A 13,069-nucleotide genomic window follows, 5' to 3' on the forward strand; every position below is an offset into this window, starting at 1 on the left:
GCCCCCGCGACCGCCCGGACGATCACCCCACAGAGAGACTGGAGCGCCTCCCCAGAGCCCGCCTACCGTCCCCGAACCACGCCACATGAAGGGGATGTCAACGCATGTCCGAAACCGGATACCAGACGCTGCTCGACTGCCGCCGTCGCAGCCGCTACCTGCGCCAGCACGACTTCACCATCGACCAGATCGCCACCATCCTCGCCCTCGACCACCCCGCCACCCCACTCCGCCTCTACCGCCACGCCGCCGGCCTCACCGCAACGCAGACAGTCAACGCCTTCCACCAGCTCGCCGACACCGCCGGAGCGGGACTGCGCGAATCCCGCCTCTATGACTACGAGAACTGGCCAACGACGGGCCGCCGCCCCTCCCCCTACGCCCTGCGCCTCCTGGCCCGTGTCTACGGCACCCGACCTGTCTGCTTGCTCACTCCCGCCATGCTGACCACCTATGCCCCGCGCGACCAGGACGCGCTACGCCGAACAGACGCATGAGCCCCGCCGGGCCAGTGCCCTCCCGTCGCCCGGTTTCGCCCGCAGGACCGGCTGGTCAACGCACCAACCGCTCATATACCTGCCGCGCCTGCGGACTCGGCACCGCGTCGATCTCCGCCAACCGCTCCCTCAACAACTCGAACGAACGCCGTACCGCGGGCAGGCGCCCGAGTTCGCCTTGAACCGACATCAGCAGACACCACAACGTCTCGCTGTACGGATCGATGCACTCGACCGCCAACCGCAGCACGTCCACCGCCCGCCCTGGATCATCGGCCCGCACCAGCTCGGCCATCCGCTCAGCGGCATCCGCCGCCTGCCGTTGAGCGGCCTGCCGCAACGGGAGCACCCACAAATCATCGCGCCCGGCCAGTAGCGGCCCCCGGTACAGGGCCAGCGCCTCTTGCAACGCCGCCACCCGCACAGCGTCCTCGTCCGCGATCGAGGCCAGCTTGCACGCGTCCTCGAACCGCCAGAAGTCCGCATCGAACGATGCCGCCGGCAGCACCCGCCGCTCTCCGGACTTGAGCACGAACCGTACGCCGGCCGCGCACCCCACCGCTTGCCGCATCGCCCGGTTGATCTCCCGCACCGCCGAATCCAATCGGCGCCCGGCAACCTCCCCAGACCACAGCGTCTCGGCAATCCCCTCCGCCGAAACCCCGTCCCGCGACACCGCAAGCAGCGCCAACAACTCCCGGGCCTCGGCACGACCGAAACAGACCTCGGCCCCGCCATACGACAGCCGCGGCACCCCCAGCACCTCGACCTTCGCCTTACCCGCCGCCGCTACGAAACCCGACCCCGCCCTGGCCGAAGCGCTTGAGACGCGGGGCACCTCAGCCTCTGAAACCGCCGAGCGAAAGCCGGGCTGGTCAGGCTGGGACGGAGTCGTCGCCAAGTGCTCACCGCGGTCGCGCTTGGCAATCGACTCCGCCATCCCGCAGGTGACCGTAGGCGCCTGCACCCCAGCGGATGACAGGACAACCGCCGGGAATGCTTCGATCTCCTCTCCGTTGCGACCATCGATACCGCGTGGACCAGCAGCGCCTCCAGGCAGACGCGCAGCAAACGAGCTCGCGCCGGCCTGCGCCGGCCAAGGCCGCAGCCGACCGATAAGCGCAGTCGTCAGGACCATGAGCATGAGCCCGAATGCCAACGCGCCACTCAGCGGACCCATCCCCTCAGATCGAGACTGCGCCCGCGGTCTAACCGCCGCGACCAGATCGGGCGCAGGAGAACCCGCTGCGGGCACAGGAAACGGCGTCGAGGTCGATGCCAAGGGCGTTTCCGATGGAGCTGGTGATGGAGGAACCGTCTTGGACGATGGCTTCCTACCGTCCTTGTGCGGGTGTTGCTGACGGTGGGCCCTTGTCTGACGATCTCGGTTCAGAACCCGAGCCCGGCCAGTTTCGCCGCTGCTCTGTACAAGCGGTCGCCGTTCGGGATCCCGCCTGCGAACTTGGGCTGGGTCGGCCTTAGGCTGCTTTATCGTCGAAATCGCATCGCGTGGCTTCGACACCTTCTGCGGTTCAGAAGTAAGCGTGGTATATGCCGGATTGCGCTGCGACCGCGCCAGATACTTCAGGAGATCCGAAAGGGCCGGCATTCGACCTTGCACCAGGTCGCCGTACACCAACGCGCACACCTTCTTAATGTCGTACACCTGCTGTGGTACCTGGCCCACGGCAGGACAGTAAGGCGCTGCATTGACCGCACTGGCTGGTGAGTTCGCGGCCAACACCACCGACGCCGCAACCAGTGCGCCCAGCTTCTTCACCACGTCCCCGACGAGCTGCCGCCGCATAGTGCCTCCCTGCCGCTCTTGAGCCTTCGCACTGATCAGACCGTGCGAGGCCTCGCAGCAGGGGTGGTGAAACCCTCCACGGCACCTACTGACCGAGGAGGCGGAGTCCAGGGCGGCGAGAACCCCTATGACAGCGGGCTCTCCGGCGCAGAGCACGCGATCGTGAGAAGTCACCATCGCGCGGAACCACCCATCACCCGACACGGTAAGAAGAACCGTCACGGAGAGCCTCGGCGCCATTACTCTCTGATCGGAGGTGGCGGTGGACGGACAGGATCAGGTCAAAGCGCAGCGCCTATTGGAAGGCGTCGTCCCGGATGAGATTTTCGTGTCGTACTCCATACTGCTCACGGAGGGCGGCTGCCCAGAGGACGACGCCGCGTCCCTGCTGGGAAGCAAGGAGCACGTCACCGAGCTGACGGCTCGCGGGATGGCGCATCGCCGGCCGGACGGCCCCGCGATGCCGCCGCGTCTCGTGCCCGCTCCCCCAGAACTCGCGCTGCAGGGCGTCCTGACGGATCTTTCACGCCGTCTCGTCAGTGATCAGGAGCGGCTGCTGGCAGGACACAAGCGACTGAGCGAGTTCCACCAGACGCCAGCCGCGGCATCCTCGAACTCGGCGATGGACCGGCTCGTGCACATCGTCACCGACCGAGACGAGATCAGTTCCCTGTCCTACGCACTGATCAACGCCGCGCGGCACGACTGGCTCACGCTGGACAACTACGTCCTGGAGGCGCCCGTCGAGGACTCCACCGGGTACGTACCGCTCCCGGTCTTCGAGGGCCAGGTGCAATGCCGGGCGATCTATGAGACCCGCTGCGCGGAGCACCCGATCGGCGCCAAGACGATCGAAGCTGCGGTCGAAGCCGGCGAGCAGGCGCGGCTGCTGCCCCGCATCGGGATGAAGATGAAGCTCGCCGACGAGACAGTCGCCCTTGTTCCCCTGACACCGACAGGCATGGGAGGGGCACTGCTCGTGCGCTCCCCCGTTATCGTCGGAGCACTACGGGAGTACTTCGAGCTGCTGTGGGAGAAGGCAATCCCGTTTGGCAGCGCGAAGGCCGTCGCACCACTCACGCCCGCGCAGGTACAGGTGCTCAAGCTGCTCAATCAGGGATTGTCCGACGAGGCGATCGCCCGGCGGATGGACATCAGCGTCAACACCATGCGGCGGCACTGGACCGCCATCCGCGAACAGTTGGGCGTGGAGACCCGCTTCGCCGCCGGAGCCGCAGCAGTACGCCGCAGCTGGATCGACTGAACCCGAAAGGTCTTGCCATGCCCGAATACCTGGACTTTGTTCCCCAGCAACGATTCCAGCCCACCCTCGCGTTGTCCCCGGACGGCCAGTTGGTCGCCTATTCCAGCCATGTCTCCGGGCACTACGACCTGTGGGTGGTTCCCGTCGTCGGTGGCGAGCCGCGTCGCGTGGCCGGCTTCGATGACCGCACTGTCCGCCAGATCGCCTGGACACCCTGCGGCGAGCGGCTGGTCTTCACCGCCGACGAGAACGGAGACGAGCAGTTCCGCCTCTACCTCGTCGCCTCGGATGGGAGTGGCCTGACCGAGGTCAGCTCCGGTCCGGACTGTCAGCGTGTCCTGGCCACCTCGCCGTTCGACCCGACTGGACGTTTCCTGGCCTACACGGCCAACGACCGCGACCCCGCCGCCCAGGACCTCATCGTCCACGACCTGCAGACCGGCGAGCTTCGCCGGTTCACGCCCCCTGACGGGGTCGCCTTCGAGGCCGTCAGCCTCTCCCCTGACGGCCGCTGGCTGCTGGCGACCGGGTTCCGGTCCAACACCGACATCGCCATCTACCTCACCGATCTGAGCGACCCGGACGCCGAGCCGGTCTGCCTGACGTCCGCTCTGGGCGAGGGTGTCTTCGAGCCCGGCGTCTGGGCCCCAGACGCCAGCGGCTTCCACCTGCTCACCGACCACTGGAGCGAATTCACCGCCGCCGCCTTCTACGACCTCGCAGCCCGTTCCCTGCAGGCCATCGCGCGCCCGAACTGGGATGTCGAGGTCCTCGACGCCGCCACAGGAGTCCGCATCTGGTCCGTCAACGAGGGCGGCAGCTCCCGCCTGCACGCCGACCGCAACGGCAGCCCCATCCCGCTGCCCGACATCCCGCCCGGCGTCATCTCCGCGCTGTCCCTGGCGCCCGACGCCTCCTTCGCGATCATCCTGATCAACTCCGCGGCCCGGCCGGCGGAGATAGCGGTCGTGAACCTGGCCCGGCACGAGTTCCGCTACCTCACCGACACCCGCCCCCCGGCCCTGCACGTCATCGACCCGGTCGCCCCCGAGCTGATCACTTACCCGGCTCGCGACGGACGCGACGTCCATGCTCTGCTCTACCGCCCGGACGGCCCCGGCCCGCACCCGGTGCTGCTGTTCATCCACGGCGGCCCGGAATCCCAGGAACGCCCCATCTACGCCCGCTCCGGCCTCTACCAGCACCTCCTCCACCAGGGCATCGCCATCCTGGCCCCCAACTTCGCGGGCTCTACCGGCTACGGCACCGCCCACCAGAAGCTCATCTACTGCGACTGGGGCGGTATCGACCTCGACGACCTGGACCACGGCGTCCAATACCTGCACACCCTCGACTGGACCGACGCGAACCGCCTGGCCGTCATGGGATCCTCCTACGGCGGCTTCGCCGCTCTGTCCTGCCTGGCCCGCCTCCCCTACCCCTGGGCCGCAGGCGTCTCCATGTGCGGCCCGAGCAACCTGCTCACCCTGGCGAAGGCATCACCTCCCACCTGGAAGACCTTCGTCGCCACCGTCCTCGGCGATCCCGACACCCGCGCCGAACAGCTCCTGCAGCGCAGCCCCGTCACCTACGCCGACAACATCACCGCTCCCCTGTTCGTTCTGCAGGGAGCCCATGACCCGCGCGTTCCTCAGGCCGAATCCGACCAGATCGTCGCCCGGCTGCGCGAACGCGGCGTGCAGGTCCGCTACGACATCTATCCCGACGAGGGCCACGGCTTCACCAACCGCGCCAACGAGCTGACCGCCTACGAAGCCATCAGCACGTTCCTCCACACCCACTTGATCGCTACCACCGCCGACCGCCCCGAAGCGCTCCAGGTGGGCTGAAAGTCCCACCGAAAACAGGGCCTCATCCGCAAGAGGGGACCGCCTGACGCGTACCCTCTGCCTTCCCAGGATGCGGCCCATACGCGACGTCGGGGCTATCCGGTAGACCGCGTGGAATGTCACTCCCATAACTCGTCCACGCAAGATCCAACAAGCAGCGCATCCGAGGGGTCGCGGTTACGCTACGCACCGTGACGATCAGGAATATCGGGGAGCCGAGAATGCCCGACCGGGTTGAACGACCGCGTGGACGAGCCCGCACCCGAACTCTGCTGACGGTGGGCGGAGCCGCCGCCGTCATAGCTGCCGCGATAGCTCTGGGCAGTGCTGGAGTGCTCGCTAGCCGGCCGGACTCTTCACCTCATACCGTGGACGCTCTGGCAGGCATGCCGGGCGATCATGTCCCTGCCTCTGGCCCCGTGCAGCGCACCTCGAATGTCCTAGCCAACGACACCAGTTTCTCGCACCGAAAGATCGCAGAAGCTGACGAAGTCAGCGGTGGCGCCGCAAGTGTCAACGCGACCAGGAACCGAAAGCGCGTCGATGAGCCTGCACTCCACGAACTCCGACAACCGCCTGCGCTGACCGCCCCTGCTGCCGACCATCGCCCTTCCCGACCGAAGCCTCGGCCGAAGCGTGCTCCGAGCCGTCCCCGCCACGAGCACCCGACACCGCCCGGACGCGGCACGATGCCATCGCTACTAGAGATGCAGTGCGACGAGATGTTCCCCGCTCACAAGCAGGAGTTTCGGGTGCGCAACATGGCGTGCCATAGTCTTCTAGGTTCCTGAACACTGCCGCATCCGAGTACCGAACCGTGCTCCAGGTTGTCTCGGGTGGCTGATGAGTTCTGGGTATTGCCGAGCGGAGCCTGTGACGGTTGTGTCACGCTGCAGGTTCGGGCGGTCGAGCGTAGCCAGTCCACGGAGGGGTGGTCACAGCGACCAGCGCAGGAGGAAAGACGTCCGGATTGAGGTGACGGCGCTCCTTCTGCGCCGCACCGAGCTGCAGCCAGCGCTGGCGCGGCGATCGCCTGAACGATTCTCCGCCGCTCGGCAATGCGAACGTCCTCGTACACGACGTGCCCAAGGAGCTGACTGTGCCAATGCTCGTCGCTCACATCCGAGCAATCGGTGACTGCGCACTCTGCTCTCGTGCTGGCTTGGGGGCGCCCCGTGGCGATCAGTGACGCGGACATTTCAAGCGCGCTGTCTGCCTACCTCGGGCTCTACCCGGACGAGGCTGCGCCGCTATCTGAGCCGGTGCAGCTGCTGTCTCAAGGAGGGGACTTCTCCTCCCGGCGGAATTTCCGGATGCACGTGACTGTCGGCGCGCTGCTGGTCCGTGGCGACAAGATTCTGCTGGTTGAGCACCTCTCGTACGGGATCGTGTTGCAACCCGGCGGTCACCTCGAACCGACCGATACCACGTTGATCGACGCAGCAGTGCGCGAGTTGACGGAGGAAACCGATGTCGATCCCGGCCGAGTTTTCCCTCGTCCGAATCACAGACCCCTGTCTACGTCGAGTACGGCATGGTCCCGGCTCGACCGGACAAAGATGAACCGGATCACTACCACCTTGACATCGGCTACTGCTTCATGACGGATGCGGACGCAGGGCGCATCCAAGGATCCGAGGTGAAAGGTGCCGCCTGATACCCGCTTGCCACGGCGATGACGTCCCGTCAGGTGGTGTAATTTCCACGGTCGAGCTCATGATTCGAGATTCCCAAAACGCCAGGAGATCATCCCTCTGCGCCTCGCGAAGATCGCCAGAAGTTACATCACCCCAGGGGACGTCATCAGTTGGATGGGCGACGCATCCGCTCATGGCCAAGCGAAGCCAGCACTCTTCAGATGTTGATTGAGTACGTCCCTCCCTGCCTCAAGCTGCCTTTCGACGTCGGCGAGAGACGTTCCGTAACGCTCGCCCCATGACTTATACAGGGCAATAAGCCGTTGTAGCTCCGCAGCTACTTGTGCTTCTAGCGCGGCGCGCAGGCCCTCGCCCAGAGTATCCACTTGAACAGACTTTCGCCTTATATCTTCTTCGTGAAGTGCCCACCAGCGCGCAAAAACGCCCGCGAGACGGTACCGATCGACTATCCCGAGGGGTGCCAGAGCAGCAGCGAAATCAGCAGTCAAGCTCTTACTTTCCCCCGGGTGCTGCCCATCGTTTCTCAGCACTTCAAGGCGCGGGTTGATCGAATTCCACCATACTGAGAATTCACGCAAAAGCGCTTTTTTTCGCGTGGATCCAAGTTCGGCGATTCTGGCGGCTGTCGTCTCCCACCCTTCTTCGAGGAAGTCGTAGTAGCGCTCGTCTCTCTCGCGGAAGAGGTGTTCAATACTGATTCCGTGAGCATGGAATTTCGCAGCACTGGCCTGAACTTCGCCGCGGGGAACCCCCCCATATAGCAGGGCCATCGCGTCGAGTGGTGGTGGGAACGATGTGTGTGAGTCGACATATTGTCGGATACCGAGACTGTAGCCGTTTGCTGCGATTTCATCCTGAGAGACGAGTCGCGAAAACCCAGTAATCTGTGCTTCTTCTTCGAAAACGTTGACAATCAACTCGATGTTTTGTGGTTCGAGCTGGTTCTTGGTTCGACCCGAAACAATCTCTCGTTCAGCGTTGATAAACAAAATATCATTGCGCGTGGATGTCCCACTTTCCCCTTCGCCGTCAAAGACAAGTATGCACGCGGGTATTGCAGTCCCGTAGAAGACGTTGGCACCAATGCCGATGACAGCTACTAGGCGCCCACTGTCCACGACGCGACGACGGATCGCGGCATCCGCGCCAGATCGAAAGAGGATGCCATGCGGGGCGATTATAGCGCCCCTTCCAGTTGTCTTAAGTGAGGCCATAGCATGCTGGATATTCATGAAGTCAGCGTGTGCAGGCGTGGCCCAGCCGTATTTCATTCGCTCCGGATAGGAGACGGATTTATCGTCATATTTAGTAGAGAAAGGTGGGTTGCAGATTACTCGATCGAATCTCTCTGGTGCGCCCTCGACTAGAAAGGCGGGGTCGGTCAACGAGTTACCTTGGCGAATCTCGGCATCGGTTATTCCATGCAAGAGGAGGTTGAGCTGTGCCAAGGCGCCGTAGACAAGTTCCTGACCGGACAATCTCAGATGAGCCTTGCTTCCTGACCTGTCTTTTATAAACTTAAGAGCTTGTATGAGCATACTGCCGGTTCCTGCGAAGGGGTCGTGCACGCTGTTCCCTTCGCTCGGTGCAACCAAGCGAACCGCAAGTTCCGCTACTGAAGGTGGCGTATAGAATGCTGCGCCGCCTTTTCCTTCACTTTCAGCGTATCTACGGAGGTAAGCATCGAAGCTTTTGCCGAGAGTGTCAGTGAACTCTAGGTCCCCGTCTGCAAGGGATACTGAGTTCAGTTCCTGAATCGCTCTCCATAGGGCAGAATCAGGTATGCGACCGTGAGTAAGAAAGGTTAGTGTGTCCGAAAGGATTCCCTGGTTCAAGCTCTCCAACGTGCGGAAGGCTTCACCCATTTTTGAACTGCAACCTTTATCGCCGCTTGAGACTAGCCAATTCCACACATCCTGGGATGGCGGGCGCAAAAACTCGGGTTGATCATGGGCACGCTTGAGAACCAAAAGACCAGCCATCAGGTCAACCGGATCCCGCATATATCCCCGAAGTGCGTCCGCTGCGGCAAAAAGCCGGGCAGATATTTCCGAACGGGTCATCTTCGTCATTAGCGCCTCGTTCTAGCAAGCAGTTCTATAAAGAGGGAAGGGCAAAGTTCCTCCAGACGTCGAGCGGCTTCCCTGTGCAATTTCGCCTGGGTTTGAGCAGCTTGAAGGATCGCAATGATGGTCTGTTGGTCCTCCACGGGAGGCACCGGAATTTCCATATTCTTCAGAGCTGCGACATTGAAGGCCGGAATCGTACCAGCGCTGGCTAGTTGCTGAAGCCTATTCTGGGCGAAAGGGCCACTAAGGTACCATGCAAGAAAATGCGGATACACGCGCGTGTCATTGGCCCGCAATCGTAGGCATGAAGCTCCAAAGAGCCATGACTCTTGGGCCTGCCCCACAATTGCTAGTCGCCCTAGTGCACCTTGTCTTACGATTATCAGATCGCCAGACTGAACAGCAAAACGGGCAAGTTTACGTGCCTTTTCGTCAGGAATTCGGCGCAGGTTACGTGCGTCAATAGAGTGATCATTAGCCAGATTCTGCGGTCCGATGACCGGAACACCCTCTGGCCCGTCATGCAGCGCATCAAGCAAATGGCCTGACGGCCCTGCGATTACCTCGTATACATCCTCCAAAAGAACCTGAGGATGTTCTCTCATGTTACCTCTTCCCTAACATCAAGATCGGTGGGCGGGGCCGATTAGTTGCCGGCCCAGCCCACCGTCACTCAGACCACGCGAACCCAACGGCGGAGAATCAGGTGCGTGAGCCGCTCCGCAGCGACACCGACCGTGGCGGTGGCGACCGCGACGACGATGACGTCGCCGTGGTCGAGCAGAGCACCAACCAGATAGGCGCAGACGATGATCACCAGGCAGACAACCACCGCGCGCGTCGCGTGGAGGGAGGCGGGCAGGGCATGATGGACGCAGGCGTCTCTCGGCATGGGACGTCCCTTCTGCTCTCGCATGAGGCGGAGCGGTTGTCGCAGCCCCACTCCGTGCTGTCTCGGAAACACGTGCGGGGTGGGGTTACGCGACTAGGTTTTGATCACAGGGCTTCTGCTCTGATGTCTTCAGCATGGCACACAAACTGGCTTAGCACGCGTACTGAGCGCGCCATCTCGAGGCGCGCACTATCTCGAGTCGTACGTTTGTTCACTTCTTGCAGGTCAGCAAGCGACGAGGCGTCAGTATGACTTACATCACATAATGTGGCTCCGGCGGCTGATCATGACCACATGTACGTCGCTTGACGGCTAAGGCCGTGACGATCGCTCACTTCGGTACGCGGAAGTACGTGGTCGGGGCGATCGCGGCTGGATGGTGTCCCATCGAGTGGCGTAGTTCATGACGATCAGTCACCAGGGTCTGGCAGAAGGTGAGCCATCGTCTGACGGTCGAAGGGAAGCGCTCATTCTTCCCGGAAGGACACGCTCACGATGGCTCTGTCCCAGCCCGACTCAACCGAGCTGCTGGAGTCACTACGCGCCGCTGACAGCGTGGAGATGGTCCGCCGTGCCTTGCAGCGCATGCTGCAGGAACTCATCGAGGCCGAAGCCACCACCGTGATCGACGCCGCGCCGTATCAACGCAGCCCAGAGCGCACCACCCACCGCAACGGCCATCGTGAGCGCACCCTGTCCAGCACCGCCGGCGATCTGGAACTGCAGATCCCCAAGCTGCGCTTCGGCTCGTTCTTTCCCCAGCCCGCTGGAACGGCGCCGCCGCGTCGACCGTGCCCTGTTCGCCGCCATCATGCAGGCCTACGTGCACGGCGTGTCCACCCGCGCCGTCGACGACCTCGTCCAAGCCCTCGGCGCGGACAGCGGCATCTCCAGAAGCGAGGTCTCGCGCATCTGCCAGGGCCTGGACGTGGAGATCACCGCGTTCAAGGATCGGCCGCTGGACCACATCGCCTGCCCCTACCTCTTCCTGGACGCCACCTACTGCAAGGTCCGCGTCAACCACCAGATCGTCTCTTAGGCCCTCGTGATCGCCACCGCCATCACCACCGACGGCCACCGCGAAGTCCTCGGCCTGGCCGTCGGCGACAGCGAGGACAAAGCCTTCTGAACCGAGTTCCTGCGCTCCCTGCGCGCCCGCGGTCTGCACGGCGTCCGCCTGGTCATCTCCGACGCCCACACCGGCCTCGTCGCCTCGATCCGCACCGTCCTGCTCGGCAGCGCCTGACAGCGCTGCCGCGTGCACTTCATGAGAAATGTGCTGGCCAAGATCCATAAGGGGTCGGGCGAGATGGCCGCAGCCACCATCCGCACCATCTTCGCCCAAGCCGACGCCCAGGCCGTCCGCACCCAGCTGCACACCGCCGCCGCCATGCTCGGCCGACCGTTCCCCCGGTCAAAGAGATGCTGCTGAAAGCCGCCGACGACATCACCGCCTTCGCCGCCTTCGCCGCCTTCCCCGTCGCGCACTGGAAGAAGATTTGGTCGACCAACCCGCTGGAACGCCTCAATCGCGAGGTCAAACGCCGTGCCGACGTCGTGCAGGTCTTCCCCAACCCTCCCGCGCTGGAACGGCTGGCCAGCGCCATCCTGGCCGAACTCCACGACGAATGGCAAGTCACCGACCGCCGCTACCTGTCGGAGGCCTCCATGGCCGATCTCCACGCCAGCGCCACCGCGCGCGACCCGGCCGCACTGACCACCCAGGCAGAGGCACAGCAGTTGATCACCTAGTTACACCACTCCAGGGGACGCCATCGCCGCGGCTGAGCGCCTCGTCGGTCACCGTATCGCGCGAGCGGTCACCATATCGGCCCGGACCAGCTGAGCAGACCTGTCGAAAGTTTCCGACCTAGCCGCGCCGGTCGAGGCTCCGCCGTCGGTGATCGGTACCCGGTCGAGCCGAACACTGGTTGAGCAGCTCCCACAGCCGATCTTCGGCATAACCCACAGCCGCAATCAGAGCGTGCTCATGGGCTTCAGGCAGACGCCCGATTCCAAGCCCTGCAGCGGTGATCACCGCGCCGAGGCTTTGCTGCTGCTGGTCAGTCATGTGGCAACGCATCCCCTGATGGCCGAGGACGTCGCGGGCGGCGTAGGCGTCGGTGGAGGCCACCTCGACCAGCGCTACGCCCAGACGGTAGGTAGATGACGCACATTGGCCGGCGGTCAGGTCGCGTGCGGTCAGGCCGAGTCGTGCCCGGAACGCCGCTGTCATCGGTTCATCTTGGGTGATCAGAGCCAGCGTCTCCTGAACAACATGGTCCAGTTCGTCCGGTGGGGTGGTGCTGCCGGGCGGACGGCACGCGATGCGCAACAGCGCCGCGACGGTGTGCTCCCACGGCTCCGCAGGGACGGTGGCCTCGATCATGGCGCAGGCCTCGTCGGGGAGGCCCTGCTCCATCAGTGCCAGGATCTTGAGCTGGCGCCCATCGAGCATGCGTTCGCCGATGCCGCGGTGGGCGGCCATGGCCTCGGCGGCCTCGCTCCAGCGGCCTTGCTGGGCCAGAGCTCGGGCTCCGTCGATGAGCAGGGCGATCCACAGCTCCGTACAGATCGCGCGATGGTCGTCGCGGCTGCGGGTCAGGGGTGTCAGGTTGACGTCGTGGCCGTGGATCACAGTGGCGCGGCGCTGCTGGGCGGCGCGGTAGAGCTGGTCGAGCACCTCGTAGGCGGCTTTGCCGTCGCCTTCGCGGACCAGCAACCGGGCGATGTTGATCAGCGGCATCAACGACATGACCGCGATCTCCTGGTCGAGGTTGCCGCGCTCGGCGAAGATCTTGTGCTGTTTCCAGCACAGATCTGCGGCCCGGCCGGACAGTCCGGCGTCGGAGGCGATGAGCGCGGAGATGTTGAGGACCCCGCAGGCGCGGGCCACCAGGTCGTGGTGGTCGGCGCCTGCGGGTTCGATGGTCAGCGCGGTGAGATCGGCGATGCGGGCTGCCAGGGGTTTGCCGGGCGGTTTGGTACGGCAGACCAGCGGGATGCGGGCGGCGATCGCAGGGTTCATCACG

Annotated in this window: 9 protein-coding genes and 1 pseudogene; 5 read left to right on the forward strand and 5 right to left on the reverse strand. The window is 64.1% G+C overall.

The window, feature by feature from the left end; translation table 11 throughout:
- Nucleotides 1-104: 104 nt before the first annotated feature.
- Nucleotides 105-497, forward strand: coding sequence for a helix-turn-helix domain-containing protein (locus ITP53_RS03900; protein ID WP_195893887.1), 393 nt, complete (start codon nucleotides 105-107; stop codon nucleotides 495-497).
- Nucleotides 498-552: 55 nt separating this feature from the next.
- Here the strand turns inward: ITP53_RS03900 and ITP53_RS03905 are convergent, their stop codons facing one another.
- Nucleotides 553-1,437 (reverse strand): AfsR/SARP family transcriptional regulator, encoded by an 885-nt coding sequence (locus ITP53_RS03905; protein WP_195893888.1) that lies wholly within the window; start codon nucleotides 1,435-1,437, stop codon nucleotides 553-555.
- Nucleotides 1,438-2,560: 1,123 nt separating this feature from the next.
- Between ITP53_RS03905 and ITP53_RS60070 the strand changes: the two genes are divergently transcribed.
- From ITP53_RS60070 to ITP53_RS57000, 3 genes are all read left to right on the forward strand, one after another.
- The gene (locus ITP53_RS60070) at nucleotides 2,561-3,568 is read left to right on the forward strand and encodes a helix-turn-helix transcriptional regulator (protein ID WP_195893889.1); all 1,008 of its coding nucleotides are present in this window, start codon (nucleotides 2,561-2,563) and stop codon (nucleotides 3,566-3,568) included.
- A gap of 17 nt (nucleotides 3,569-3,585) precedes the next feature.
- The gene (locus ITP53_RS03915; protein ID WP_195893890.1) at nucleotides 3,586-5,418 is read left to right on the forward strand and encodes a S9 family peptidase; all 1,833 of its coding nucleotides are present in this window, start codon (nucleotides 3,586-3,588) and stop codon (nucleotides 5,416-5,418) included.
- Nucleotides 5,419-6,593: 1,175 nt separating this feature from the next.
- Complete coding sequence (locus ITP53_RS57000) at nucleotides 6,594-7,022, forward strand: NUDIX domain-containing protein (protein ID WP_328813887.1); 429 nt, start codon at nucleotides 6,594-6,596, stop codon at nucleotides 7,020-7,022.
- Nucleotides 7,023-7,246: 224 nt separating this feature from the next.
- Here the strand turns inward: ITP53_RS57000 and ITP53_RS03925 are convergent, their stop codons facing one another.
- The 3 genes from ITP53_RS03925 to ITP53_RS03935 all read right to left on the reverse strand — a co-directional run bounded on the left by ITP53_RS03925 (nucleotide 7,247) and on the right by ITP53_RS03935 (nucleotide 10,037).
- On the reverse strand, nucleotides 7,247-9,148 hold the full coding sequence (locus tag ITP53_RS03925) for an N-6 DNA methylase (protein WP_195893891.1): 1,902 nt from the start codon (nucleotides 9,146-9,148) through the stop codon (nucleotides 7,247-7,249).
- Nucleotides 9,148-9,750 carry a restriction endonuclease subunit S gene (locus ITP53_RS03930; protein ID WP_195893892.1) on the reverse strand — a complete coding sequence of 201 codons (603 nt, stop codon included), beginning with the start codon at nucleotides 9,748-9,750 and terminating at the stop codon, nucleotides 9,148-9,150. The genes ITP53_RS03925 and ITP53_RS03930 overlap by 1 nt, the downstream gene beginning before the upstream one ends.
- 68 nt (nucleotides 9,751-9,818) lie before the next feature.
- Nucleotides 9,819-10,037 (reverse strand): hypothetical protein, encoded by a 219-nt coding sequence (locus tag ITP53_RS03935; RefSeq protein WP_195893893.1) that lies wholly within the window; start codon nucleotides 10,035-10,037, stop codon nucleotides 9,819-9,821.
- Between the two features lie 495 nt (nucleotides 10,038-10,532).
- On the opposite strand from ITP53_RS03935, the pseudogene ITP53_RS03940 reads away from it, so the two are divergent.
- A pseudogene (locus ITP53_RS03940) lies at nucleotides 10,533-11,789 on the forward strand (IS256 family transposase).
- A 118-nt stretch (nucleotides 11,790-11,907) separates the two neighbouring features.
- On the opposite strand, the gene ITP53_RS03945 reads toward ITP53_RS03940, so the two are convergent.
- The gene (locus tag ITP53_RS03945) at nucleotides 11,908-13,065 is read right to left on the reverse strand and encodes a hypothetical protein (protein ID WP_195893894.1); all 1,158 of its coding nucleotides are present in this window, start codon (nucleotides 13,063-13,065) and stop codon (nucleotides 11,908-11,910) included.
- Between the last annotated feature and the right edge of the window lie 4 nt (nucleotides 13,066-13,069).

This window comes from Nonomuraea cypriaca (assembly GCF_015645445.1).
Lineage (GTDB): Bacteria > Actinomycetota > Actinomycetes > Streptosporangiales > Streptosporangiaceae > Nonomuraea > Nonomuraea cypriaca.